Annotated in this window: 27 protein-coding genes; 17 read left to right on the top strand and 10 right to left on the bottom strand. The window is 62.8% G+C overall.

Annotated elements, in window-relative coordinates; translation table 11 throughout:
* Positions 1 to 11: 11 nt before the first annotated feature.
* The 5 genes from E8M84_RS03450 to E8M84_RS03430 all read left to right on the top strand — a co-directional run bounded on the left by E8M84_RS03450 (position 12) and on the right by E8M84_RS03430 (position 3,221).
* Positions 12 to 587 carry a DNA-3-methyladenine glycosylase I gene (locus E8M84_RS03450; protein WP_137109769.1) on the top strand — a complete coding sequence of 192 codons (576 nt, stop codon included), beginning with the start codon at positions 12 to 14 and terminating at the stop codon, positions 585 to 587.
* A 63-nt stretch (positions 588 to 650) separates the two neighbouring features.
* Entirely contained in the window at positions 651 to 1,553 is a 903-nt protein-coding gene (gene trxA, locus E8M84_RS03445) for a thioredoxin (protein ID WP_137109768.1), read from the top strand.
* 27 nt (positions 1,554 to 1,580) lie between these two features.
* Positions 1,581 to 2,237 carry an LON peptidase substrate-binding domain-containing protein gene (locus tag E8M84_RS03440; protein ID WP_137109767.1) on the top strand — a complete coding sequence of 219 codons (657 nt, stop codon included), beginning with the start codon at positions 1,581 to 1,583 and terminating at the stop codon, positions 2,235 to 2,237.
* Complete coding sequence (locus E8M84_RS03435) at positions 2,234 to 2,410, top strand: Trm112 family protein (protein WP_137109766.1); 177 nt, start codon at positions 2,234 to 2,236, stop codon at positions 2,408 to 2,410. Before E8M84_RS03440 ends, E8M84_RS03435 begins: the two co-directional genes overlap by 4 nt.
* 169 nt (positions 2,411 to 2,579) lie before the next feature.
* Positions 2,580 to 3,221, top strand: a complete 642-nt coding sequence (locus E8M84_RS03430) for a CDGSH iron-sulfur domain-containing protein (RefSeq protein ID WP_137109765.1) — start codon at positions 2,580 to 2,582, stop codon at positions 3,219 to 3,221.
* A gap of 169 nt (positions 3,222 to 3,390) precedes the next feature.
* On the opposite strand, the gene E8M84_RS03425 is transcribed toward E8M84_RS03430, so the two are convergent.
* Positions 3,391 to 5,094 carry an acyl-CoA dehydrogenase gene (locus E8M84_RS03425; protein ID WP_137109764.1) on the bottom strand — a complete coding sequence of 568 codons (1,704 nt, stop codon included), beginning with the start codon at positions 5,092 to 5,094 and terminating at the stop codon, positions 3,391 to 3,393.
* Positions 5,095 to 5,207: 113 nt separating this feature from the next.
* On the opposite strand from E8M84_RS03425, the gene E8M84_RS03420 reads away from it, so the two are divergent.
* The gene (locus E8M84_RS03420) at positions 5,208 to 6,152 is read left to right on the top strand and encodes an L-threonylcarbamoyladenylate synthase (protein ID WP_137109763.1); all 945 of its coding nucleotides are present in this window, start codon (positions 5,208 to 5,210) and stop codon (positions 6,150 to 6,152) included.
* A gap of 173 nt (positions 6,153 to 6,325) precedes the next feature.
* Entirely contained in the window at positions 6,326 to 6,706 is a 381-nt protein-coding gene (gene mscL, locus E8M84_RS03415; protein WP_137109762.1) for a large conductance mechanosensitive channel protein MscL, read from the top strand.
* A 57-nt stretch (positions 6,707 to 6,763) separates the two neighbouring features.
* Here the strand turns inward: mscL and E8M84_RS03410 are convergent, their stop codons facing one another.
* Both E8M84_RS03410 and ald read right to left on the bottom strand, forming a co-directional pair.
* Complete coding sequence (locus tag E8M84_RS03410; protein WP_137109761.1) at positions 6,764 to 7,372, bottom strand: sulfite oxidase heme-binding subunit YedZ; 609 nt, start codon at positions 7,370 to 7,372, stop codon at positions 6,764 to 6,766.
* Positions 7,373 to 7,434: 62 nt separating this feature from the next.
* Positions 7,435 to 8,553 carry an alanine dehydrogenase gene (gene ald / locus E8M84_RS03405; RefSeq protein WP_137109760.1) on the bottom strand — a complete coding sequence of 373 codons (1,119 nt, stop codon included), beginning with the start codon at positions 8,551 to 8,553 and terminating at the stop codon, positions 7,435 to 7,437.
* A gap of 140 nt (positions 8,554 to 8,693) precedes the next feature.
* On the opposite strand from ald, the gene E8M84_RS03400 reads away from it, so the two are divergent.
* A complete protein-coding gene (locus E8M84_RS03400; protein ID WP_137109759.1) occupies positions 8,694 to 9,158 on the top strand; it encodes an Lrp/AsnC family transcriptional regulator in 465 nt (154 codons plus the stop codon).
* Here E8M84_RS03400 and E8M84_RS03395 read toward each other — a convergent pair.
* Positions 9,155 to 9,745 (bottom strand): TetR/AcrR family transcriptional regulator, encoded by a 591-nt coding sequence (locus E8M84_RS03395; protein ID WP_137109758.1) that lies wholly within the window; start codon positions 9,743 to 9,745, stop codon positions 9,155 to 9,157. The two genes, E8M84_RS03400 and E8M84_RS03395, sit on opposite strands and share 4 nt — an antisense overlap.
* Before the next feature lie 242 nt (positions 9,746 to 9,987).
* The gene (gene rpsU, locus E8M84_RS03390) at positions 9,988 to 10,194 is read right to left on the bottom strand and encodes a 30S ribosomal protein S21 (protein ID WP_008027119.1); all 207 of its coding nucleotides are present in this window, start codon (positions 10,192 to 10,194) and stop codon (positions 9,988 to 9,990) included.
* Between the two features lie 106 nt (positions 10,195 to 10,300).
* Between rpsU and E8M84_RS03385 the strand changes: the two genes are divergently transcribed.
* Both E8M84_RS03385 and E8M84_RS03380 read left to right on the top strand, forming a co-directional pair.
* Positions 10,301 to 10,975, top strand: coding sequence for a COQ9 family protein (locus E8M84_RS03385; protein ID WP_137109757.1), 675 nt, complete (start codon positions 10,301 to 10,303; stop codon positions 10,973 to 10,975).
* Between the two features lie 9 nt (positions 10,976 to 10,984).
* Entirely contained in the window at positions 10,985 to 11,977 is a 993-nt protein-coding gene (locus E8M84_RS03380; protein WP_137109756.1) for an NAD(P)H-quinone oxidoreductase, read from the top strand.
* A 244-nt stretch (positions 11,978 to 12,221) separates the two neighbouring features.
* Here the strand turns inward: E8M84_RS03380 and E8M84_RS03375 are convergent, their stop codons facing one another.
* Entirely contained in the window at positions 12,222 to 12,860 is a 639-nt protein-coding gene (locus tag E8M84_RS03375; RefSeq protein WP_137109755.1) for a ribonuclease T2, read from the bottom strand.
* A 125-nt stretch (positions 12,861 to 12,985) separates the two neighbouring features.
* Between E8M84_RS03375 and E8M84_RS03370 the strand changes: the two genes are divergently transcribed.
* The 4 genes from E8M84_RS03370 to E8M84_RS03355 all read left to right on the top strand — a co-directional run bounded on the left by E8M84_RS03370 (position 12,986) and on the right by E8M84_RS03355 (position 15,862).
* Positions 12,986 to 13,747 (top strand): DUF1013 domain-containing protein, encoded by a 762-nt coding sequence (locus E8M84_RS03370; protein WP_137109754.1) that lies wholly within the window; start codon positions 12,986 to 12,988, stop codon positions 13,745 to 13,747.
* Positions 13,671 to 14,897 carry a site-specific integrase gene (locus tag E8M84_RS03365; RefSeq protein ID WP_137109753.1) on the top strand — a complete coding sequence of 409 codons (1,227 nt, stop codon included), beginning with the start codon at positions 13,671 to 13,673 and terminating at the stop codon, positions 14,895 to 14,897. Before E8M84_RS03370 ends, E8M84_RS03365 begins: the two co-directional genes overlap by 77 nt.
* Before the next feature lie 156 nt (positions 14,898 to 15,053).
* Positions 15,054 to 15,263 carry an AlpA family transcriptional regulator gene (locus E8M84_RS21855; protein WP_346763677.1) on the top strand — a complete coding sequence of 70 codons (210 nt, stop codon included), beginning with the start codon at positions 15,054 to 15,056 and terminating at the stop codon, positions 15,261 to 15,263.
* Positions 15,263 to 15,862: a hypothetical protein gene (locus E8M84_RS03355; protein ID WP_137109751.1), complete on the top strand. Its 600-nt coding sequence runs from the start codon at positions 15,263 to 15,265 to the stop codon at positions 15,860 to 15,862. Before E8M84_RS21855 ends, E8M84_RS03355 begins: the two co-directional genes overlap by 1 nt.
* Before the next feature lie 252 nt (positions 15,863 to 16,114).
* On the opposite strand, the gene E8M84_RS21915 is transcribed toward E8M84_RS03355, so the two are convergent.
* Positions 16,115 to 16,369, bottom strand: a complete 255-nt coding sequence (locus E8M84_RS21915; RefSeq protein ID WP_394347395.1) for an integrase core domain-containing protein — start codon at positions 16,367 to 16,369, stop codon at positions 16,115 to 16,117.
* 308 nt (positions 16,370 to 16,677) lie between these two features.
* On the opposite strand from E8M84_RS21915, the gene E8M84_RS03345 reads away from it, so the two are divergent.
* Both E8M84_RS03345 and E8M84_RS03340 read left to right on the top strand, forming a co-directional pair.
* Complete coding sequence (locus tag E8M84_RS03345) at positions 16,678 to 17,016, top strand: ATP-binding protein (RefSeq protein WP_137109749.1); 339 nt, start codon at positions 16,678 to 16,680, stop codon at positions 17,014 to 17,016.
* 886 nt (positions 17,017 to 17,902) lie between these two features.
* Complete coding sequence (locus tag E8M84_RS03340; RefSeq protein ID WP_137109748.1) at positions 17,903 to 19,324, top strand: DUF2235 domain-containing protein; 1,422 nt, start codon at positions 17,903 to 17,905, stop codon at positions 19,322 to 19,324.
* Positions 19,325 to 19,525: 201 nt separating this feature from the next.
* Here E8M84_RS03340 and E8M84_RS03335 read toward each other — a convergent pair whose 3' ends face one another.
* Both E8M84_RS03335 and E8M84_RS03330 read right to left on the bottom strand, forming a co-directional pair.
* Positions 19,526 to 19,903: a cbb3-type cytochrome c oxidase subunit I gene (locus E8M84_RS03335; protein ID WP_137109747.1), complete on the bottom strand. Its 378-nt coding sequence runs from the start codon at positions 19,901 to 19,903 to the stop codon at positions 19,526 to 19,528.
* Positions 19,896 to 20,348, bottom strand: coding sequence for a cupin domain-containing protein (locus E8M84_RS03330; RefSeq protein ID WP_137109746.1), 453 nt, complete (start codon positions 20,346 to 20,348; stop codon positions 19,896 to 19,898). The genes E8M84_RS03335 and E8M84_RS03330 overlap by 8 nt, the downstream gene beginning before the upstream one ends.
* 111 nt (positions 20,349 to 20,459) lie before the next feature.
* On the opposite strand from E8M84_RS03330, the gene E8M84_RS03325 reads away from it, so the two are divergent.
* Complete coding sequence (locus tag E8M84_RS03325; protein ID WP_170971843.1) at positions 20,460 to 21,407, top strand: LysR family transcriptional regulator; 948 nt, start codon at positions 20,460 to 20,462, stop codon at positions 21,405 to 21,407.
* A gap of 182 nt (positions 21,408 to 21,589) precedes the next feature.
* On the opposite strand, the gene E8M84_RS03320 is transcribed toward E8M84_RS03325, so the two are convergent.
* Positions 21,590 to 22,420, bottom strand: a complete 831-nt coding sequence (locus tag E8M84_RS03320) for an alpha/beta fold hydrolase (protein WP_170971842.1) — start codon at positions 22,418 to 22,420, stop codon at positions 21,590 to 21,592.
* Between the last annotated feature and the right edge of the window lie 47 nt (positions 22,421 to 22,467).

Here is a 22,467-nt window from a genome sequence, read left to right as displayed (position 1 = left end):
AAAGTCCGCCGATGGAAAATGCCGACAATTCGACGCGTTGCCCCTGGTGCGGGACCGATCCGCTGTATCAGGCCTACCACGACGACGAATGGGGCCGCCCCGAGCGCGACCCCAAACGCCTGTTCGAACTTCTGATCCTCGAAAGCTTCCAGGCCGGGCTGTCCTGGATCACCATCCTGCGCAAACGTGACGGCTTTCGCGCGGCCTTCCAGTGCTTTGACCCCGATGTCATCGCCACCTGGGGCGAACCCGAGGTCACCCGCCTTTTGCAGGACCCCGGCATCGTCCGCCACCGCGGCAAGATCGAAGGTACGATCCGCGGCGCGCAGGCCTTCCTGCGGATCGAATCCACCCAGGGCTTCTCATCCTTCCTGTGGTCCTTCACCGGCGGGCAGCCCCTCGTGAACCACCCGAAGACGCTCGCCCAGGTCCCCGGCCAGACAACCCAATCCCAGGCGATGTCCAAGGCGCTGAAGGCTGAAGGGTTCAACTTCGTCGGCCCCACCATCACCTACGCCTTCATGCAGGCCGCCGGCATGGTCAACGACCACCTCGCCACCTGCGACTGGCGCAACCCGCCCACCTGATCGCCCCTTGGCCTTTGCGCGCCCGCTCGCCATATATGGGCAAACAGTCTACAGGAGTCCGCCATGCTGGGTCTGGGCGAAAAGCCGCAAGCTGCAACCGATCTGATCAAGGACACGACCGAGGCCACATTCATGGCCGACGTGATCGAGGCCAGCCGCGAGGTTCCGGTCATCGTCGACTTCTGGGCCACCTGGTGCGGCCCCTGCAAGACGCTGGGCCCGATGCTGGAAGCCGCCGTCAAGGCGGCAGGCGGCAAGGTCAGGATGGTCAAGGTCGATGTCGACCAGAACCAGCGCATCGCCGGGCAACTCCGCATCCAGTCGATCCCCACGGTCTATGCCTTCTGGCAGGGCCAGCCCGTCGACGGTTTCCAGGGCGCCGTCCCGGCCTCGGAACTCAAGGCCTTCATCGACCGCGTCTCGGCCCTGGCCGGTGACGGCGGCCTGGCCGAAGCCATCCAGGCGGCCGAGGACATGCTGACCGAAGGCGCCGCCGTCGACGCCGCCGAAACCTTCGCCGCCATCCTTGGCGAGGAACCCGAGAACGCCGCCGCCTACGGTGGCCTGATCCGCGCGCACCTCGCCTTGAACAACCTCGACCAGGCCGAAGGGCTGATTTCGGCAGCACCCGACAAAGTCGCCAAGTCCAAGGAACTCGACGCCGCCCGCGCGCAGCTGGAACTCGCCAAACAGGCCGCCAATGCCGGACCCGAGGCCGAACTGCGCGCCGCCGTCGAAGCGGACCCGAACGACCATCAGGCCCGCTATGACCTTGCCGCCGCACTCCTCGCCGCCGGAAACCCGAAGGAAGCCGTCGACCAGCTTCTCGAACTCTTCCGTCGCGACCGCGAATGGAACGACGGCGCGGCCAAGGCCCAGCTCTTCACCATCTTCGAGGCGCTGAAGCCGCAGGACCCGATCGTCCTCGCCGGACGGCGCAAACTGTCGTCGATGATATTTGCCTGACCCCGTTCGCGGGCTAGCTAGGTATCCATGTTCAAACTGGCCGACCTGCCGGACACCATTCCGGTCTTTCCACTTCCCGGGGCGCTGATGTTGCCCCGGGCGCGCCTTCCCCTGCACATCTTCGAACCGCGCTACCTTGCGATGATCGAGGATTGCCTGAAGACCAAGCACCGGCTGATCGGCATGATCCAGCCGCGCGAGACGCCCTCTTCGGAAAAGCGGGCCGGGGAAAAGCGGCTGCAAGCCATCGGCTGCGCCGGGCGTCTCACCGGATTTTCCGAAACCGAAGACGGCCGCTACATGATCACGCTCGCCGGGGTGTCGCGCTTTCGGGTGAAAGAGGAAGTCCAGGGCTTCACCCCCTATCGGCGCTGTCTGGTGGACTGGGCCCCCTTCGCCCGCGACCTTGGTACCACCGAGGACGATCCCGGCTTCCGGCGTGAGGCGTTCATGGCGCTCCTCGGTCGCTATTTCACCAAGCTGGAGCTTTCGACCGACTGGAACAGCCTCAAGGAGGCCGAGCCCGAGCTGCTGATCAACTCGCTCTCCATGCTCTGCCCCTTCTCGCCTGAGGACAAGCAGGCCCTTCTGGAAGCGCCGACCCTCGTCACCCGGCGCGAAACCATGGTCACGCTGATCGAATTTGCCCTGCGGGGCGGTGCGGGCGAGGAGATTTTGCAATGAGCGAACCTGCCGACCGCCGCATGCTTGAGGCTTTGGTCTGTCCGGTGACCCACGCCGTCCTGACCTACGATGCCGACCGCCAGGAACTGATCTCCAAGGCCGCCCATCTCGCCTTCCCGATCCGCGACGGCATCCCGGTGATGCTCCTCAGCGAGGCGCGCGAACTGGATTAGCCCTGCCCCTCGGGCGTCCATCCGGGTTCGCCTCTCTCCGCCGCTGCCAATCAGCGCCCCCTCTCCCTGCAAGGGGGACGGCCGGGAAGGGGGTCCCTCCGATCAGCAAGAGCTTGCCCTGAAGCCAATTCCCGGCTTTCCTCTGGACATCCACCCGCACGGAGCCCCCATGACCGAGGAAATCGTCACAGGCCGCGACGTCACCATCCGCTTCGACGCCCGCCGCTGCATCCATTCCCGCACCTGCGTCCTCGGCCACCCCGAGGTCTATGTCCCGAACGTCAAGGGCGAATGGATTCACCCCGACGCCGCGAGTGCCGAGGTGGTGATGCACACCGCGCTCGCCTGCCCCTCGGGCGCGATCCGCGTCGCGCACAATGACGGCTCCGCGACCTCGGACACGCCGCCGGTGGTGAACACCGTCCGGGTCCGCGAAAACGGCCCGCTTGCGGTTGAGGCCGAGTTGCAGATCAAGGGCGAACCCCAAGCCACCCCTCGCGCGACCCTGTGCCGCTGCGGCCAGTCGGCGAACAAGCCCTTCTGCGACGGCGCCCATTCTGCCGCAGGCTTCACCGCGACGGGGGAACCCGCCGCCAAGGAGTTTGCCGCGCTTGAGGTCCGCAACGGCCCCCTGAACGTGCAGCCGCTGAAGGATGGGCCGCTGATGGTGACGGGAAACCTGGAACTGGTCTCGGGCACCGGACGCACGACCGACAAGGTCACCAAGACCTTCCTCTGCCGCTGCGGCCAGTCGAAGAACAAGCCCTACTGCGACGGCAGCCACAAAGCCGCAGGGTTCACCGCCGACTGACAGGCCGCCTCCTCGTTCGCCTTCGGCTTCTCGTCGGAACGCGCACCCAAGCGAGGAGGGACGAAGTCAACGACGAGCGGACCTGAAGGCAAACCTTTCCAAATCCCTAACGCCCACAACCAAGCCATTGAAATCAGATGCATTCCAGGCTTTGTCCACCGTGGACAAATTACGCCGCCAGATCGTCGCCCCCCACCGCATACAGCCCAGCCGCGCCTTCCCTGACCTCGGCCAGCAGACCCAGATTCTCCGGCAAAAGCCGCCGGATCATCACCCGGGCCAGCGCCTCGCGGCCCCCGTCGGCCAGCGCAGCCTTCAGATGCGCCTGCCCGCCCAAGACCCGCGCAAAGGCGCGCAGATAGGCCACCGCCCCGGCAAAGCGGTCGTTCAGACCCATGGCGACCAGAGCCTCGGTCGCCTCCCGCAGCGCCTCGGCCGTCGCCCAGACATCTCCCGCCAGATCCGGCAGCTTCCCCCTCGCCGCCTCGGCCCCACGCTGGACCTCGTCGATCAGCCGGAACGCGACCTCGCCCCCGTCCGCCATCTTCCGCCCCACCAGGTCCATCGCCTGGATCCCGTTCGTCCCCTCATAGATCGGCAGGATCCGGGCATCCCGCAGATACTGCGCCGCTCCGGTCTCTTCGATGAAGCCCATCCCCCCGTGCACCTGCACCCCCTGATGCGCCACCTCGCAGGCGATGTCGGTGCAGTAGGCCTTGGCAATCGGGGTCAGGAACGCCGCCCGGGCTTTCCAGTCCGCCGCACCCGTGGCCGTCGCCATGTCGATCGCCACCGCGCAGGACAGACCTATGGACCGCGCCGCGAAGACCTCGGCCCGCATCGCGGCCAGCATCCGGCGGACATCGGCGTGCTCGATGATCGTCCCCTCCTTCGACAGAGGAGTCGCCCCCTGCCGCCGACCTTCCGCATAGGCCAGCGCGTGCTGCAGTGCCGCCTCGGCCACGCCCACCCCCTGCGCCGCAACCGACAGCCGGGCGTTGTTCATCATCGTGAACATCGCCGCCATCCCGTTGTGCGGGGCGCCGACCAGCCAGCCCGTCGCATCGTCGAACTGCATCACGCAGGTCGGGCTGCCGTGGATGCCCAGCTTGTGCTCCAGACTGACGACCCGCAGCGTGTTCCGCTTCCCGGGATTGCCCGCCGCGTCGGGGATGAACTTTGGCACCATGAACAGGCTGATCCCCTTGGTCCCCGGCACCCCGTCCGGCAGCCGCGCCAGCACCAGATGGCAGACGTTCGACGTCAGGTCACTGTCCCCCCAGGTGATGAATATCTTCTGACCCGAAACCGCATAGGTCCCGTCGCCGTTCGGCACCGCCTTCGACCGCAGAGCGCCAACATCCGTCCCGGCATGCGGCTCGGTCAGGTTCATCGTCCCCGACCACTCGCCCGAGGTCAGCTTCGGCAGATACAGCGCCTTAAGCTCCTCCGACCCATGATGCTCCAGCGCCTCGATCTGCCCTTTGGACAACAGCGGCTTCAGCTGCAACCCCAGGCAGGCCCCCGACATCATTTCGTCCACGGACAGTGCCAGCGCAATCGGCAGCCCCATCCCGCCATGGTCGGGGCTGGCCGCCATGCCGACCCAGCCGCCCTCGGCAATCGCGCGGTAGCCCTCGGCAAAGCCGGGCGAAGAAACCACCGCCCCGTTCTCCAGCCGCGCCGGGGATAGATCGCCCGCCCGGTTCAGCGGGGCCAGCACATCCGTTGAAATCCGTCCCGCTTCCGAAAGGATCGCCTCGGCAAGGTCCGGCGTTGTTCCGGTAAAGCGCGGCGTGGCCAAGACATCCGCAAAGCCCACGACGTGATCCAGGATGAACCTGATATCCTTGACCGGAGCGCGATAGGGCATGGACCTCTCCCGTGGTAAGCCTTGGCAAAACCGGGGCCCTGCCGTAAGGGAGGCCCGGACCAACGCTATTCGTTTCGCATAGCCCTTCAAGCTGGACGCTGCGTCAGAAGCCCATGACCCTTCTGCTTTCCCCGGATGATGCGGGCATCGCGCGTGCCGCGGACCTGCTGCGCCAGGGCGAACTGGTCGCCTTCCCGACCGAAACGGTCTACGGCCTTGGCGGCGACGCGCGGTCGGACCGGGCTGTCGCGGGCATCTTCGCGGCCAAGGGACGCCCCAGCTTCAACCCCCTGATCGTACATCTGCCCGACCTTGCCGCCGCCGAGGCGATTGCCCAGATCGGCCCCCAGGCGCGCGACCTTGCCGCCGCCTTCTGGCCCGGCCCGCTGACCCTTGTCCTGCCGCTACGCGCCGATGCCGGGATTTCCCCTTTGGTGTCCGCTGGCCTGCCCACAGTCGCAATCCGGGTGCCTACCCATCCCTTGGCCCAAAGACTGCTGCGCGCCTTTGGTGGCCCGGTTGCCGCGCCCTCGGCCAATCCCTCGGGCCGGGTGTCCCCGACGCGGGCCGAGCATGTCCTGGACGGCCTGTCCGGCAGGATTGCGGCGGTCCTCGACGGCGGGCCCTGCGCCGTGGGGTTGGAATCGACGATTATCCTGGCCGACCCGGATCCGATCCTTCTGCGCCCCGGCGGCTTGCCAGTCGAGGCGCTGGAGGCTGCGCTTGGCGCAAGCCTGGCCATCGGTGGCGCAGCCGACAGGCCCAATGCGCCCGGGCAGCTTGCCTCGCACTACGCCCCCGAGGCCGGGGTGCGGCTGAACGCAACCCACGCGCAGGGTGACGAGGTTCTGGTCGGCTTCGGCCCGGTCAAGGGCGCACTGACCCTTTCCGAAACCGGCGATCTGGTCGAGGCCGCCGCGCGGCTGTTCCAGACCCTGCGCGATGCCGACCGGCTGGCTGGACCGGGTGGCCGAATCGCCTTTGCCCCGATCCCCGAAACCGGCCTTGGCCGCGCGATCAACGACCGATTGCGCCGCGCCGCAGCCCCGCGGGACTGACGCCAACAGCCGCACCTGTCACCCGTTGCGCCGGCAACCCAGGATAGTCGCAGGCTTCCAAATTTTCCCCGTTAAGAATGTGGCAGAGTTGTGTCATAGTCCCCGCGGGCCAAAGAGCCCTCGTCATCAGATACCTGCCGCCAAGGGGCAGGCGGACAGAAGGGAACCGTGAAATGTTTAACGAATTCAAGACTTTCATCGCGCGCGGCAACGTGCTCGATCTTGCTGTGGGTGTGGTTATCGGCGCCGCGTTCACGGCCATCGTCACATCGTTGGTCGATGACCTGATCAACCCGCTGATCGGCCTGATCGTGGGCGGTGTCGACTTCAGCGGGCTAAGCGTTGGCCTTGGTGATGCCCAGTTCATGTATGGAAACTTCATCACCGCGATCATCAAGTTCGTGATCGTGGCATGGGTGGTCTTTCTGATCGTCAAGGGCGTCAACCGGATGATGCCGAAGAAGGTCGAAGAGCCCGCGCCGCCGGCCGGCCCGTCGGACAACGACCTGCTGAAGGAAATCGTCGCCGAACTGAAGGCGCGCCCGCGCGTCTGAGGCCAAGGCCGTCACGACAAGGCGACCCGCCAAGGCAATCTGGCGGGTCGTTCCATTTCAGGCTGTGGCCATTGGCGCGCGCGGACGCAGGTACCAGTACCACAAACGATAGGCCCAAAGACCGATCAAGGGGCCAAAGTGCACCGCAGCCGGGGGCCAGCTGCCCCAGTTGTGCAGCGCCGCCCAGTGGACCAGGACGAGGACAGCGGCGGGATAGGACAGGCGCTGCAGTGTCTTCCAGCCCGCATGCAGCCAGCGCTGAGCGGCGTTGTTCGAGGTCACTGCCAGCGGCACGAAGATCAGCATGGCAAGCCAGCCGGTCCAGATCTCGGTGTGGGGCAGCGCCTCGACGATGCGGTCCAGCGTGCCCCGGTCGGTGATGTAGACGAAGGTGTGAAGCGCGGCATAGACAAAGGCCGCCACCTCGATGTCGCGGCGGTGATGCACCAGCCAGCGCGGCCACTGGCGCCCCTTGAACAAAAGCATCAGGCCCGAGGCCATCATGCCGATGATCATGAACCGGGCGGACCATTCTCCGGTCGGATGCAGCAGCCGGTGGAAGGCCTGCGGATCATCGCCCAGAAGCGGTCCGATCATGGCCAGCATGGGCAGGGAGAGGACGACCCAAAGGATCAGGGTCGAGGGTTTGTAGCCGAGAAATGTCATGGGGCACCTGTTGTCTGGTGCCCCATATACGCGGCAGGGTGGCAATTCCGCCGTGATGCAGATCAGATTTTCAGCGCCTCGGCTGCAGAAATCACCGGCAGCCCCAAAGCGGTGCCGACCGCGTCATAGGTCAGCTTGCCCGCGTGGACGTTCAGCCCGTTCAGCAGATGCCTGTCGTCGGCGCAGGCCTTCTTCCAGCCCTTGTTCGCCAGAGCCAGCATGAAGGGCATCGTCGCGTTGCCAAGAGCCTGGGTCGAGGTCCGCGCCACCGCTCCGGGCATGTTCGCCACGCAGTAATGCATGATCCCGTCGACCTCGTAGATCGGGTCCTGATGCGTGGTCGCGCGCGAGGTCTCGAAGCAGCCGCCCTGGTCGATGGCCACATCCACCAGCGCCGCGCCGGGTTTCAACTCCTTCAACTGCGCCTTCGAGATCAGCTTCGGCGCTGCAGCGCCGGGGATCAGCACCGCACCGATAATCAGGTCGGCTTCGCGGGCGAGCGTGATGGTATTGCCCGCGCTGGCATAGGCATTCTTGAACTGCCCCCCGAAGACATCGTCCAGGTAGCGCAACCGGTTGATCGACCGGTCCAGCACGGTGACATCCGCGCCCATCCCGGCCGCAACCTTGGCGGCATGGGTGCCGACGACCCCGCCGCCGATAACCAGCACCTTGGCCGGGGAGACACCCGGCACGCCGCCCAGCAGCACGCCGCGCCCGCCATTGGCCTTCTGCAAGGTCCAAGCGCCAACTTGCGGCGCCAGACGCCCAGCGACTTCGGACATCGGGGCCAGCAGGGGCAGGCCGCCCCGGTCATCGGTCACCGTCTCATATGCGATGCAGGTCGCGCCGCTGGCCAGCAGGTCTTTGGTCTGCTCCGGATCGGGGGCGAGGTGCAGGTAGGTGAACAGGACCTGCCCCTCGCGCAGACGCTTGCGTTCCACCGCCTGCGGTTCCTTGACCTTCACGATCATGTCGGCCTTGGCGAAGACCTCTTCCGCCGTGTCGACGATCCTGGCCCCTGCGGCCACATAGTCGGCATCGGCAAAGCCTGCTCCCAGACCCGCCTTGGTCTCGATCAGCACCTCATGGCCGCCGTTCACTGCCTCACGCGCAGCGTCCGGGGTCATGCCCACGCGGAACTCTTGCGGCTTGATTTCTTTCGGACATCCGATCTTCATGATTTCCTCCCTGTGGGACCTGGTCCATGTGGGATCAATCGTGATCCGAATCTGTGGCGATGCTTTGAATTCTGGTTGGCGCATCGCTGCATCCCGCGTAGATTCTTCGCATAAACCGACCATTCAGCACAGAATCTTCCATGACCCCAGACCTTGACGCGACTGACCGCCGCATCCTCACCGTGTTGCAGAAGAATGGCCGGATCACCAACGCCGAACTGTCCGAGGCGGTGAACCTCTCCCCTTCGGCCTGTCACCGCCGGGTCCAGCGGCTTGAGGAAGAGAAGTACATCGCCGGATACGTCGCCCTCCTGGATGCCCGGCGCATGGGGCGGATGACGACGGTGTTTGTCGAGATCACCCTGCAAAGCCAGGCCGAAGACCTGCTGGATGCCTTCGAAAAAGAGGTGGCAAAGGTCCCCGACCTGCTGGAATGCCACCTGATGGCGGGAACGGCGGATTACCTGCTGAAGCTGATGGCCGAAGACACCGAGGATTTCGCCCGCATCCACCGCCAGTTCCTGTCGCGCCTGCCGGGTGTGCGGCAGATGCAGTCCAGCTTCGCGCTGCGGACCGTGGTGAAAACAACCGCGCTGGCGGTCTAGGCCGCGACCTGCAGGTAGCCCATCACCGCGCGGCGAGTGCGGTCGGCCAAAGCCGAGCGGTCGCCCTCCTGCGCTTCGCTGGCGGCATCGATCATGCCGTGCAGGATCGCCAGGATGTCCTGAGCCGTCGTTTCGGGGCGCGGAATCTCCAGCTCATCCAGCCGCGCGGCGATCAGCACGGTGATACGCGCCGAAAATTCGGCCGCTTCCGGGTCGGGCGGCAGTTGGGTCCGCGCCAGGTTCAGCGTGCGCGACAGCGCGGGCCGCGCCAGGTAATGCGCGACGGTCGCCTCGATCAGTTCGTCGACCAGGTTCGACAAGCTGTGCGCGGCATCGGAACAGACGATCCGCTCCACCGCCTCCAGCAGGTTCGCCCGTTCGTCCCGGACCAACGCCGCCAGCAGCGCCGCCTTGCCCGGGAAATACTGGTACAGCGACCCGATCGAGATCCCCGCCCGCGCCGCAACGGCGTTGGTGGTGACCGCCTCTAGCCCTCGACCCGAAACGATGTCGGCAGCGGCGGCAAGGATGCCCTCGACCTTGGCACGAGAGCGGTTCTGGCGGGGATGTTTGCGAAGCTCGATCATGCATCAGAGCTACGTCGGCGGACCTCAGCGGCAAACAACTAAATGTGGCACGATTTGGAAATAATCTGTTGATACCCGCCCAAGTTGCACCACTGCGCCGACACGATTTTGCCACACAATCCGGGGTTGCGGATCGGCCCGCAGACCCCTGGCCACCGACGCCAGGAAGGCATTGAAAAACCCCCGGCCTCGCGGACGGGGGTTGATCGGGCGGGAATCACTTCCCCAGTGTCGCTGACGTCCTAAAGACCGCCTTCGCGCTGAAGCTTCTTCCGGGCAAGTTTCCTTGCACGGCGGACCGCTTCGGCCTGTTCGCGTGCCTTCTTGACGGAGGGCTTCTCGAAATGCTGCTTGAGCTTCATTTCCCGAAACACCCCTTCACGCTGAAGTTTCTTCTTCAGAGCACGGAGAGCCTGTTCGACGTTGTTGTCGCGGACGCTGACCTGCATGTGGTTGTCACCACCTTCCTAAGCTAGAGTTGCACTATGTGTGCAGGCAGCGCGGCCTATATCAAACACAGGGTGGCTTGTCCACCGCGGGACAGGAGTGAGGAAAATGGCCGAAGACCCCCTGAAGGCGCAGCTCTTGGATGCAGCCCTTGGGCATGTGCCCTTTGACGGCTGGTCGGACCGGACCCTGGCCGCAGCCGCGACCGATGCGGGGATTGCCCCGGGACTGGCGCGGTCGCTGTTCCCGCGCGGTGGCGTGGACCTCGCCCTGGCCTACCACCGGCGCGGCGATGCCCAGATGGTGGAACAGCTGGGCCAGACCGACCTTTCCAGCTTGCGCTTCCGCGACCGGATCGCCCGGGCGGTCCGGATCAGGCTGGAGCTGGCCGACCGCGAACTGGTGCGCCGGGGCAGCACGCTGTTCTCCCTGCCCCACCACGCGGCCGACGGCGCCAAGGCGGTCTGGGGCACGGCGGATGCGATCTGGACCGCGCTTGGCGACAGCTCGGACGACCTGAACTGGTACACCAAGCGCGCGACCCTGTCGGCGGTCTATGGCGCGACGGTCCTGTTCTGGCTGGGGGATGATTCGTCGGGCCATCAGGCAACCTGGGATTTTCTCGACCGGCGCATCGACCAGGTGATGCAGGTCGAGAAGCTGAAAGCCTCGTTCCGGGAAAATCCGTTGGGCAAGGCGATCCTGGCAGGCCCCGGAAAGCTTTTCGCAAGCATTCGCGCTCCAAAAAGGCCAGATGACCTGCCCGGCCACCATCAAGGTTGAGACGCTCCGATGACCCTGTCCGACAGCATGCTTGCGATTGAAATCTCGACCCCCGGTGGTCCCGACGTGCTGATGCCGGTGTCGGTCCCGGTGCCGGTTCCGGGCCACGGCCAGATCATCATCCGTGTGGCCTTTGCCGGGGTGAACCGCCCCGACGCCCTGCAAAGGGCCGGGGCCTATGCGCCCCCACCCTCGGCCTCGCCGCTGCCGGGGCTGGAATGTTCTGGAACCGTGGTCGAGGTCGGGCCAGGCGTCACGCGCTGGCAGATCGGCGATCAGGTCTGCGCCCTGCTGCCCGGCGGGGGCTATGCGGAATATGTCGCGACACCCGAAGCCCATGCCCTGCCGATCCCGAAGGGCCTCTCGCTGAAGGAAGCCGCCTGCCTGCCTGAAACCTGCTTTACCGTCTGGTCCAACGTGGTCATGCGCGGCGGGTTGCGGGCGGGGGAACGGTTCCTGGTCCACGGCGGCACCAGCGGCATCGGCACGACAGCGATCCAGATCGCCCATGCGCTGGGGGCACGGGTTTTCGCCACGGCCGGATCGGACGAGAAGTGCGAGGTCTGCCGGTCGCTGGGGGCCGAGGTCGCCATCAACTACCGGACCGAGGATTTCGTGTCGGTGATGAAGGATGCAGGCGGGGCAAACCTGGTCCTCGACATGGTGGGCGGCCCCTATATCGAGCGGAACATCAAGTCGCTGGCCGATGGCGGGCGACTGGTGCAGATCGCCTTCCTGCAGGGGGCCAAGGTGACGCTGAACCTGGCCGAGATGATGACCCGCCGTCTGGTGCTGACCGGATCGACGCTGCGCCCGCAATCCGACCTGGCCAAGTCCCGAATCGCCAAGGCGGTCGAGGCCGAGGTCTGGCCGATGATCGAACGCGGCGCGGTCCGGGTGGTGATGGACAGCGAACACGAACTGTCGCAGGCGGCTGCAGCGCACTGGCGGCTGGAATCCGGGGGCCACGTCGGCAAGATCGTGCTGCGGGTTGATCCCTGAGCGCCGGTTCGTAGGGATTTCCTTACCTCACTGCCATTGAGGGGGCTTTGACGCTTTCTTCACGCGCACGTCAAAGTGACGTTTGGTAAACCAATCTCAGGCGGGATCGGATGTTTCGATCCACAACTCAGGCCTCAGGCGCTTCCCCAGACGCCAAGGGCACCGATGATTTGATAAAGCAGTTTTCCCCAAACTTCCCCTCAACAGTTGCTTTTCAGATTGCCGATCCCGCCCCCAATCCCGTTCATCGCACTGGTTCCAGCACGGCATCCTTCAGGCGGCAATCGCGGATGACATCATCACCGCAGCGCCGGAACTGCAGGTCCGTCGTCAGGCAGACGCGGGCCTCCTGGATCAGACCATCCTTGCAGGTGATCGTGATCTGATCCCGCGCAAGGCCAGGATTCGCCTCAAGGAACGCCTCCTCGATCACGCCGGCCGACAGGGACAGGGGACGCGAGACCTCCTCGAACAGTTCGGGGATCGCGACCCGGCCATAGGCCTCACGGGCCGTCCGGAAGAAGGCGGGCGCGGACAGGCCCGAACAGCGTCCGTGCTTCTTCCACTGGTAGAAGGCCGTGCCCGCCCCGCCCATGATATCGGCCATCGCCGCCGTCTCGCCGCGAGTCGGATCGCGCTCGCCCGTGCGGCACCAAGACGGCCAGCCGTCCTCATACTGCGGCCACAGCCCGTGCAGCACGAAGGTCAGCCCTCGCCCGGCATCGCATTGCGGATCGTCGCGATCATCGCCCTCCAGCGCACACCAGGCCGCTGACCAGGACAGGGACAGCACGTAGTAATCGAAATCACCCGCCCGCTCGCCCTCGGCCCTTGCAGTGCTCGCCCAGCACAAAGCCGCGACAGCCAGCAGGAACAGGCGCATTTCCACTTTCCCTTCTTGCGTTTCGGCCCTATACGGTCGCGTGAATTCCCTGAAAACGTGGAACTCGCGGGCCAGGCCCGCCGCCGTTTTCCCGGCCCGGGGAAGGTTTGTAAAGGAGAGATCCGATGTCGAAACCGCTTATGGCCAAGGCCACTGCCGTCTGGCTGGTGGACAACACGACGCTCAGCTTCGCGCAGATCGCGGATTTCTGCGGCATGCATGAACTGGAAGTGCAGGGGATCGCCGACGGTGACGTGGCGACCGGGGTCAAGGGCTTTGATCCCGTGGCCAACAACCAGCTCGACCCGATCGAGATCACCCGCGCACAGGCCGACCCGCTGTACCGGATGAAGCTGAAATTCAACGCCGCAGCCGTGGGCGAGGAAAAGCGCCGCGGACCGCGCTACACCCCCCTGTCCAAGCGTCAGGACCGCCCGGCCGCGATCCTATGGCTGGTGAAGTTCCATCCCGAACTGTCCGACGGTGCGATCGGCAAACTCGTGGGCACCACGAAGCCGACAATCCAGTCGATCCGTGAACGCACCCACTGGAACATCGGCCAGATCCAGCCCATCGACCCGGTGGCACTCGGCCTCTGCAAGCAGTCCGAACTGGACGCCGCCGTGCAGGCCGCCGCCCGAAAGAAGGCCGCCGAGGGCACCGTGATGTCCGACGACGAACGCCGCAAGCTGGTGTCGACCGAACAGTCGCTTGGCATGGCACCCGAGGCGCGGATGCCCTCCTCGCTCTCCGGCCTGGAAGTCTTCGGCGACGAGGAAAAGGACGAAAGCCCGGCCTCCGACTTCTCGGATGCCGACAGCTTCTTCAACCTCCCCGGCGGCAGCCACGACGACGAGGACGAAGACGAAGACACCCGCCGCCGCTGATCCGGCAGGCATCGCGCAAGTCCGGAACCCGGTCGCCCTGCGGCCGGGTTTTTCGTTGCGCGCCGATCAGGGGCTCAGACAGGTCACGGTTCACGGGCGGCGGCGTGAAATGGGCTTGGGATCGGCCGGCGAGGTTTCCCTCAAGGAAGCCCGCGAAAGTGCGGACCGGGCGCGGGCCTTGGTTCGTGCAGAGAAGGACCCGATCAAAGAAAGGATCAGAGAACGCAAGGAAGCCGCGCGCAACCTGCACCTCTTTAAGGACATTGCGACGGACGCCTTCGAAAGCCGAAAGGCCGAATTGAAGGGCGATGGGGTAGCGGGCCGCTGGTTTAGCCCGTTTGAGCTGCACATCCTTCCCAAGCTGGGCAAGGTGCCGGATTCGGACATTGATCAGAACGACATTCGCGATGTGCTTGCCCCGATCTGGCATACGAAAGCCGAGACAGCGCGCAAGGCGATGAACCGGCTGGGCATCTGCATGACCCACGCGGCGGCGCTGGGCTTGGAAGTTGACTTGCAAGCGACGGAGAAAGCCCGAGCCCTTCTGGGCAAGCAGCGCCACAAGGCCCAGAACGTGCCCGCGATGGCGTGGCGTGATGTGCCCACCTTCTATGCCAGTCTTTCCGAAGGCAGCGTCACGCACCTTGCTCTGCGGCTTCTGATCCTGACTGGGGTTCGGTCGGGTCCGATTCGGTTCTTGAAGGAAGATCAGATAGAAGGCGACGTCTGGACGATCCCGGGCGAAGCGATGAAGGGTCGCAAGGATAGAACGGCAGATTTCCGGGTTCCTCTGTCGAATGAGGCACAAGAAGTGGTGAAGAATGCACGTCGACACGCCCGCGACGGCTTTATGTTCCCAAGCGTTCGCAAGGGCGTGATCTCAGACGCCACAATGTCGCGCCTTATGGAACGCGCCAAGCTGGACGCCCGCCCGCACGGGTTTAGATCAGGCCTTCGCGACTGGATTGCCGAAACTACCGAAACCCCGCACGACGTTGCGGAGACGTGTCTTGGCCACACCGTCGGAGGCTCGGTCGAGCGCGCCTATCGCCGCACCGACTTCCTGGATCTGCGACGTGTCGTGATGGAGCGCTGGGCGGTGCATGTCACAAGGCAGAACGGTACCGCATTTGGAAGGGTGCCGGCGTGAGCAAGTGCTGCTTCGAAGACCGCGCACTACCTGACCACAGACAAAGATTAGCAAAGTCAATCGTTTAAGCGGATGAACCGCGCTAATCGTCGGCGATATGCGGTAGTCCAGCTTCCGTAGATGCGCTGGTAATCCGTAGCCTCAATTCATGTCAACATGATGCGAGGCGAACCAATGAAAGTCATAGATCCGCTTTTGACCGTCCGTGAAAGCGCATCAATTCTTCAGATGAGTGTAGCGACCTTCTGGCGTCGCGTTGCCGATGGCACCATCCCAAAACCGGTGAAACTTGGCGGCCTCTCCAGGTGGCCCGAATCGGAGGTCCTGGCTGCCATTGAACAGGCCAAGGCCCGGAGGACGGTCTGATGGCCGGACACAAAGTAAACAAGACTGGGCGAAACAAGCCCTTGGACCACTTCACGAAAATGTATCGCGCCACACTGCAAACCCCAGCGTGGGCGGCCCTGACAACGTCGGCACAGGCCCTTTACCCCTTCGTCAAACTGGAGTGGCGCGGACCGAATTCCAATAACAACGGGCACATCCGGTTCAGCTATCGACAGGCAGCGAAGGCCATAGGTGTGTCGGTGAACACGGCCATGCATGCATTCCATGAGCTTCAGGCGAAGGGTTTTCTGGTTGTGACAGAGATGGGCGTGCTGGGCATTGAAGGTGACGCTCGTGGTCCTTCATACGAGGTGACCGAGATTGAATTGCCGGGAAAGCCTCGTGGAAGCGGCCGCGAAGTGTTTCGACAGTGGCGCAAGGGCAAGGAGTTTCCGGTGGCTAAGCATCCCAAGAACAATCGTTCAGGTAAGAACGGGCGCAGAATCCCGTCTTCAAACTTCAGACGATCCCATCATCAAAAAGGTGAAGAAACTTCGCCATGCACGGCGAAACCGATACTTCCTATCTTCAAACTGGCGACGTTCTCAGCCCAACCGCATGTGCGACCGTCGCTATAATGGGGACATCCTTATACGCCAGCCAGGGAGGTAAAGCTTAAGCACTGCGGAAGCAGAACCACTTCGCTTGGCATCTCTTCGTGTCCAGCGAGGGTCGTGGCGGCTTGATCAAACCGACCTTGTGGGATCGCCAATGGGCGTGCATGTTCATGAAGCGGCTGGAGCGGGACTAGTTCGTCTCGCTGCGGGGACATGTCGTAAGCCCCGTCTTCCCTCCGGATTCGGGGACAATCCTAGGGTTAACTTCTGGGGCTAGACGGCCAGCAATTCCAGCCTCAAGTTCATGGCCAATTCTGTCGGCGGGCTGTTTCCGAGGGCCGAATGGGGTCTGTGGCGGTTGTAAACCTCCTTCCACGTGGCGATCAGTATGCAGGCGTCGTTCAGTGTCGAAAACAGCAGTCCATCCACGAACTTGTCACGAAGTCGACCGTTGATGCTCTGATGAATCGGTAAATCATGGGTTTGCCGGGAGCGATGTAGTGCTGATGGGTGGTAGTGCGCTAACATCCTAACAGGATGCCGTAGAGGTGAACTCGGTGACTTTGTCGCTGGCGCGTCAGTAAGTATGGCCGAGTGGCAGCCTTTGGCCGTGAGTGGATGGCTGATCGCCACCGAGAGCGGCAGTCCGAAGGGCGCGGAACCTTCGTGCGGCTCGCGTTTCGACCTGATGAAGCCTTCCAGTTCGACTGGAGCGAAGGCCACGCGGCTTTGGGCGCTCAACACACCAACCTTCAGGCCGCGTGTATAACGCTGGCGCAAAATCGGTACTTCGTGGTGCAGGCCTTTCTTCTTCAGGCCGACGAGATTGCTGTTCGATGCCCATTGGCATTGATTACGGATCCTCGAAGGCAGAGTTGGCCGAACACGAAGTGCGTTCCATCGCTTATCACATAAACGCAGCACTCTTCCCGTCATACTGGGACTTTTCCGGCTTCGACTGCACCGCCGGCGAGATCAACGAAGCCACGATTCGCCAGCTGCACAAATGCGAGTTCATCGGTGCTGCCAAGATCATGGCGCTGATGGGCGGCCTCGGAGAGGGATACAACTATGCTGGAACAATCCTCGGAGTCCGCGCCACTCGGACCATTATTGCGCATGCTCGCCCTCTCTCGGGTGGAAATTGGGTTGGGCATTCCGAACCAGCTGCATGAACAGCAAATATCTGCTGCTGTGCAGCTTTGGCACCCGACGTCGCTTTGTTATCGAAACGTTGGCAGGTGACTGGTCGACCGCTGACTAAGTAAACACCAGCATAGGAACGACATGACGCCATTCTGAAGTCCGATCGCGGCACGCCTCAACCAGCGAGCCACGGACGCATCGGTGAGCTTGATTGAGACGTCATTGCAAACTAGATTTACCTTACGAAGGGGCACAGCGAAAACAGAAGGTCACTTCCCTATCAAACTTTGAAGCAGTGCGTTCCGCTGAACTCGCCGAACTTTCACTTTGTAAGCTAAAGCCAATTCGCAGTTTGATGGCATCTTCATTCTGACGCGCAAAGGGCCTGAGTTGACGTCAGTTTGCATGTCGCAAAGATTCACTTCAGCCAATTTGGTCACGTCTTCCCACCAAACTGCAGAAGCCTTCAATCTGAGGTTAAACTTCTTCTCCTTGCTACTGAAGGCATAGGAGCTCAGCCCACTCTGCAATCATCACACGCCGCTTCTCGTCCATATCTCAGCGTCGGTAGGCACCTTCCCCAATGTTGTTGACCCGACGGCTAGGGCTACCTAAAGCGGCCTTCTGCGCCGGCCGACATCGGCAACTCATTTAAGAAGTATTGGGGAGGTCAGATGGATCGATCCGCCGGAGGTTAACCTCCACACGGAATAGTCGCATTTTCCGTATCGTGCCGAAGATATTGAGCATACCTGTCGATTGGCTACCAAATCAGGTGGACAAATGTGCTTCTACCATGTTCTATGTTCTCCCGACTCATGCGCAATCCACTCACTGAGATCCCCTACGTCAGAGAGGATCGCCGAGCTCTTGGGGTTTGCAGCCGATACATGATTTTCATCGACAGGGCGACAGGTGGTCAAGAATATCTGCATCTTTTCGGATGCAACGGGCCAGATGGGCGGTGCGAGGCCGGACCAGCGGCTTTCGAACGTTTACAAGATGTACCGGGCCATGCGCCCAGGCCCAGATTCTCCCATTCGCCCGAAGGAGCAAGTCGCATTTTACGACCCTGGTCTGGGAACGGGCGAAAGCGGCGGATTCTTCGGTCGCATCAAGCCGATCCTGGAAAGTGCAGTCGGCACCGGAATCGATCACAACATCATTGAATGCTATGAACAGATCATCGCGCACTATGAACCCGGTGACCGTGTGCTGCTGTTTGGGTTCTCGCGAGGAGCCTACACTGTCAGAGCACTTGCGAATGTCATGAACCTCTGCGGCATCCCGACACGGATGCCCGATGGTTCGCCGGTTCCTCGTTATGGACCCGGTCTGCGCAAGATCGCCAAAGACGCGGTGAAGTTTGTCTACAACCACGGCGCGGGAAAGCCGCGGACACAGAACCCGTACTTTGAGCACCGCGAGGAGCTTGGCCGCCGGTTTCGTAGAAAGTATTCTAGCTTTCCTCTGGAGGGTAAGGACAATCAAGGCAACGTTCAGCCGACCTTCATAGGCGTCTTCGATACGGTAGCATCGTTACGCACCGCCGACGTCCGCACGCTGGTATGGGGGGGCACCTTCGCAGTCGGTACTGCATTTGTCGCCAGCATAGCGCTTGGTTGGTCGTGGATCTTTTCCGTCCTGGTTGGACTGCTCTTTGGCGCTCTCGCCTGGCAACTCGGCTCACTGTTGCTCGATAATTTCAAGTTCTTCTCGGAAGATCCGGATCGCAGTCTCAAGCTCCGGCGCCCTGGCGATTGGGCCCAGATCCTCAAAACAGGGCACTTTGCCGCCTGGAACAAGCGCAACTACGACCAGTGGCTTGATCCCGACGTCCAACACGCCCGGCATGCTATGGCGATCGACGAAGACCGTGCCGACTTTCCCAGAGTAGGATGGGCGTCCAAGGCGGCAGCGATCGAGACCAAAGATCGTGAGCCGAAGTGGCTCAAGCAAGTCTGGTTTCCGGGGTGCCACAGCGACATCGGCGGTAGCTATCCGGAGGCCGAGTCACGCCTGAGCGACATTGCGCTCGATTGGATGGTAGACGAGCTCAAGGAGTGTGTTCCTTCGATCAGAATCAACGAAAACTTCCTAAACCGCGCGCCTGACCCATGTGGCCTGCAGCACCGCGAAGACGCAATGGTTGAAGTTGGGCCGTTTCGCATCGGCTGGAAGAAAGGTATCCGAGAGGTTGGCGACGATTTTCCTCTCCACGCCTCGGTCCACGAGCGCATGCGAGCGAATGCTGTAGCCCAGTGCGCCGCCGTCAAACCCTACCGGCCGGCGCAGCTAAAAGGGCGGAGTGATTTGAAGCGTTACTACGAAGAGTAGAACGGGGCCGAGGTCAAACTGTTGGAGCAACCTAGGAGGCAGGGGCGGCCCATAGCAGACGGTGGACCCCTTTAAACTTAAGGTCAGTTCGCGGCCCATAGCAGACTTTCAGCGACAGTCCTTTCGCACTGCGCCTCTCGACAATCTGAGGTGCCGCTAGAACGCAACTTCCCGCAGCGGCACTCACAGTCGATTTCTTCGTCAGTGCCTAGCCCCCAGTCCATGCCGAAGGATCGCTATGATAAGAATCAGCATCGACGCAAAAGACAAGAACGCCCCGCAAGCTGCGATTGCGGGAGTTCCGCCCTGAATGACGATTGCGATGCCTGGAACCATCACGCTGACGCCAAGGAGTGCACAGCCAGCATGGACCTTCGCGAGACGAGTTTCGTTCGCCGCAGGCGTAAGCCGATAGTAAATGCCAATCAAGGCGAGGGTGACCCATCCCACCAGATTGAGGTGGGCATGAGCAGAGGCCAAAAGATGATCACCGCTGATGGCCATCTGGATGCCCCACACCATGCCGCCGGTGGCGCAAACTGCGGCCGCGGAGAAGAACAGGAAAGCGGGATCACGCATCTTGGGCCATCCTATGCGCCAGACCGGGACCGACAAGGTCCGATCCATATTGGCGCGCAAGGGCGGCCACCTTGGCGATATCCTGCGGCAAGCGGAGATCAGCACGCGCCGCCTCGGCAAAGAAGCCTTCGAAGCCGCCGGGTGTCAGGATGGTCAGGCAACACGCGCCGTCCGGACCCGTCCGAAAGCTGTGCATCTGCCCACGCGGCAGAAAGGCAAGGCCAAGGGGGCCGCGCGTGAACCGCGCATCGCCAGTCTCGAATTCCACCTCGCCTTTCAGGACAAAGATGATCTCGTCTTCGTGTCTGTGGATATGGGTCGGTGGACCGTTGAAGGGGCCGGCCTCGCCGTAGATGATGGAAATGGCACCGCCCGTGTCGGCCGCCGCCAGGATCGTGCGATATGTTGTGTCGTTCCATTTGTGAACTTCGTCAGACGTTGTCATCTCTTCTCTCCCTCTGATGCCGGATGGACCCGGATGTCTGCGGTGAGCGCGTCTATGGAGGGAGCGCGGCCATATGTTAAACTGATAGTTTGTATGATAGGAATTTGTTCCATGAATTTATCCAGCTTTGACCTCAACCTCCTGAAGGTGCTTGATGCCCTGCTGCGCGAGCAGTCCACCGTGCGCGCGGGTCAGAGGATCGGATTGTCGCAGCCTGCGGTCTCGGCCGCGCTTGGGCGGCTCCGTGCGGCCTTTGGCGATCCGCTGCTGATCCGCGACGGCCAGGGTTTGCAGCTGACAGAGTTTGCGCTGACCCTGAGGGCGCCGGTGCGCGCCCTTCTCGAGGATGCGACGGCGGTTCTGGCGCGTCCTATCTTTGATCCGCAGACCGCGACGGACACGTTTCGACTGGCCGCCCCAGATTTTTTTACACAGGTACTGCTGCCCGATCTGATGGCGCTTCTTGAGCGCGACGCCCCCGGCATCACACTGCGCTATTCAGACGCGATCGGACGGACTGCGATCGACGATCTACGTGACGGCCGCGTTGATCTCCTGTTTGTCCCAGCGCACGTTTTGTCACCAGGGTTGGAGTCCGAGTTCCTGTTTGAGCCGGATTATCGGGTGATTGCCCGTCGCGGGCATCCCGAGGTCCAGCGTCACGGCCTTCGGGCGGGTGATCCGATGCCCATCGCGCTTTTCTGCGCTCTGCGTCATGCGGTTTTCCGTGTCACAGATGATGAACCCGAGGCACATGAGCGGTTCATGGAAAACAATGGGTTCGTTCGAAAGACGGCCATGCGGGCGCCCAGCTTCACGCCTGTCTGGCAGGCAGTAGCCGCGACAGACATGATCGGCATCATCCCACGGCAACTGGCCGAGCGCGTGGCCCCTTCAGCGGGGCTGGACATGTTTCAGCTGCCATTCGACCTCCCCAAGGAAGAGATGCACCAGGCGTGGCACCGTCGGAATTCCGGCTCACGCGGTCTGATCTGGCTGAGAAGCATTGTCGCGTCTCTGCTTGCGGTGGTGGACAGAGGTCAGATGGGCGGCGCGTGAGGAGCGGTTTCGGCCCTTACCTGCCGAACAAGTAAAGCCATCTCAGGACCCTTGATGTGCATAAATTTGCAGCCTGCCCCGCTCGGGTGGTCCGTTCATTTGGTACATGAACAGGCTTTCCAATACAGCCCTGGAGGCAGGCAGGTCAGGTCCGGATGGCTGAGCCGGCCTGATGCGAGACCTCAGGGGTCAGCGGGGAGCAGGCCGACGGCTTGCTTTTCCGAAACGAATTGCTCGATCAGCCGACCGACGAGCGCGGGGTGCTCCCAATGCGGTGAATGACCCCAGTGCGCGTTGCTGACCAGCCTCCTGTTGCTTCCCCTTGCCAGGTCAGCTTGCTCATCCGCGATGCAGAAGTCATCCAGTTCGCCATGCAGGATTAGCACAGGGCCACGATATCCGATCATGGCCAATGCAAGGTCGGCCACCATCGATGCGCCGAGGGCCATCTGCCAATCTCGTGCAGTCAGCTTCATGCTTTCGGCAATCGCCCTATCGATCGTTTCACGTGGCGTGTCGGGTCCAACGGCGCTTTCCTGGAACTCTTTCACGAAAACAGGGTCGACCGGATCGATCAGCTTCGCGATTGCGTTGTCGTGCAAGTCAATCACCGCGGGGTTGGACCCGATCCGGACGAATGCACCGATCAGGACAAGCGAGGTGACCCGCGATGGAGCGAGTTCCACCAGCTTCTGCGCCACCGTCGTGCCCAAGCTGTGCCCGACGATGTCCGCCGATGCAACTTCAAGAGCCCGCATCACTGAAATCACGTCCCGCGCAAGGTCGGCAAGATCGTATGGCGCCGTTGGCTTCCCGCTGTCGCCGTGGCCCCTTGGCGAGATTGCGATGAGCCGCCGGTCTTTTCGCATTTCGGCCATCAGCGGCAGGTAAGAGGGCCAGCTGTCTGAAAGGCCCGGAAGAAAGATGACGGGATGGCCCATCGGATTGCCAGTCTCGACGACATCAAGTGCCAGTCCCGGAGACACCAGAATCCGCTTGGTTCTTAGTTCCATATTCAATCTCCTTGTAAAGCCATGGCAGGCGGCGAACAGATTAAAGC

The organism is Rhodobacter sp. SY28-1, from assembly GCF_005222785.1.
Lineage (GTDB): Bacteria > Pseudomonadota > Alphaproteobacteria > Rhodobacterales > Rhodobacteraceae > Tabrizicola.
This window is presented reverse-complemented; position numbering and strand designations above follow the sequence as displayed.

Excerpts from the sequence above, each read along its gene's own strand:
- E8M84_RS03385 (WP_137109757.1), top strand. The coding sequence starts at position 10,301 with ATGGCCGAAGACCCCCTGAAGGCGCAGCTCTTGGATGCAGCCCTTGGG.
- E8M84_RS03380 (WP_137109756.1), top strand. The coding sequence starts at position 10,985 with ATGACCCTGTCCGACAGCATGCTTGCGATTGAAATCTCGACCCCCGGT.
- E8M84_RS21855 (WP_346763677.1), top strand. The coding sequence starts at position 15,054 with ATGATGCGAGGCGAACCAATGAAAGTCATAGATCCGCTTTTGACCGTC.
- E8M84_RS03410 (WP_137109761.1), bottom strand. The coding sequence starts at position 7,372 with ATGACATTTCTCGGCTACAAACCCTCGACCCTGATCCTTTGGGTCGTC.
- E8M84_RS03420 (WP_137109763.1), top strand. The coding sequence starts at position 5,208 with ATGACCCTTCTGCTTTCCCCGGATGATGCGGGCATCGCGCGTGCCGCG.
- E8M84_RS03375 (WP_137109755.1), bottom strand. The coding sequence starts at position 12,860 with ATGCGCCTGTTCCTGCTGGCTGTCGCGGCTTTGTGCTGGGCGAGCACT.
- rpsU (WP_008027119.1), bottom strand. The coding sequence starts at position 10,194 with ATGCAGGTCAGCGTCCGCGACAACAACGTCGAACAGGCTCTCCGTGCT.
- E8M84_RS03330 (WP_137109746.1), bottom strand. The coding sequence starts at position 20,348 with ATGACAACGTCTGACGAAGTTCACAAATGGAACGACACAACATATCGC.
- E8M84_RS03320 (WP_170971842.1), bottom strand. The coding sequence starts at position 22,420 with ATGGAACTAAGAACCAAGCGGATTCTGGTGTCTCCGGGACTGGCACTT.
- E8M84_RS03440 (WP_137109767.1), top strand. The coding sequence starts at position 1,581 with ATGTTCAAACTGGCCGACCTGCCGGACACCATTCCGGTCTTTCCACTT.
- E8M84_RS03365 (WP_137109753.1), top strand. The coding sequence starts at position 13,671 with ATGCCGACAGCTTCTTCAACCTCCCCGGCGGCAGCCACGACGACGAGG.
- E8M84_RS03370 (WP_137109754.1), top strand. The coding sequence starts at position 12,986 with ATGTCGAAACCGCTTATGGCCAAGGCCACTGCCGTCTGGCTGGTGGAC.
- E8M84_RS03335 (WP_137109747.1), bottom strand. The coding sequence starts at position 19,903 with ATGCGTGATCCCGCTTTCCTGTTCTTCTCCGCGGCCGCAGTTTGCGCC.
- E8M84_RS03325 (WP_170971843.1), top strand. The coding sequence starts at position 20,460 with ATGAATTTATCCAGCTTTGACCTCAACCTCCTGAAGGTGCTTGATGCC.
- mscL (WP_137109762.1), top strand. The coding sequence starts at position 6,326 with ATGTTTAACGAATTCAAGACTTTCATCGCGCGCGGCAACGTGCTCGAT.
- trxA (WP_137109768.1), top strand. The coding sequence starts at position 651 with ATGCTGGGTCTGGGCGAAAAGCCGCAAGCTGCAACCGATCTGATCAAG.
- E8M84_RS03355 (WP_137109751.1), top strand. The coding sequence starts at position 15,263 with ATGGCCGGACACAAAGTAAACAAGACTGGGCGAAACAAGCCCTTGGAC.
- E8M84_RS03430 (WP_137109765.1), top strand. The coding sequence starts at position 2,580 with ATGACCGAGGAAATCGTCACAGGCCGCGACGTCACCATCCGCTTCGAC.
- E8M84_RS03400 (WP_137109759.1), top strand. The coding sequence starts at position 8,694 with ATGACCCCAGACCTTGACGCGACTGACCGCCGCATCCTCACCGTGTTG.
- E8M84_RS03425 (WP_137109764.1), bottom strand. The coding sequence starts at position 5,094 with ATGCCCTATCGCGCTCCGGTCAAGGATATCAGGTTCATCCTGGATCAC.
- E8M84_RS03395 (WP_137109758.1), bottom strand. The coding sequence starts at position 9,745 with ATGATCGAGCTTCGCAAACATCCCCGCCAGAACCGCTCTCGTGCCAAG.
- E8M84_RS21915 (WP_394347395.1), bottom strand. The coding sequence starts at position 16,369 with ATGTTAGCGCACTACCACCCATCAGCACTACATCGCTCCCGGCAAACC.
- E8M84_RS03345 (WP_137109749.1), top strand. The coding sequence starts at position 16,678 with ATGCCCATTGGCATTGATTACGGATCCTCGAAGGCAGAGTTGGCCGAA.
- E8M84_RS03435 (WP_137109766.1), top strand. The coding sequence starts at position 2,234 with ATGAGCGAACCTGCCGACCGCCGCATGCTTGAGGCTTTGGTCTGTCCG.
- ald (WP_137109760.1), bottom strand. The coding sequence starts at position 8,553 with ATGAAGATCGGATGTCCGAAAGAAATCAAGCCGCAAGAGTTCCGCGTG.
- E8M84_RS03450 (WP_137109769.1), top strand. The coding sequence starts at position 12 with ATGGAAAATGCCGACAATTCGACGCGTTGCCCCTGGTGCGGGACCGAT.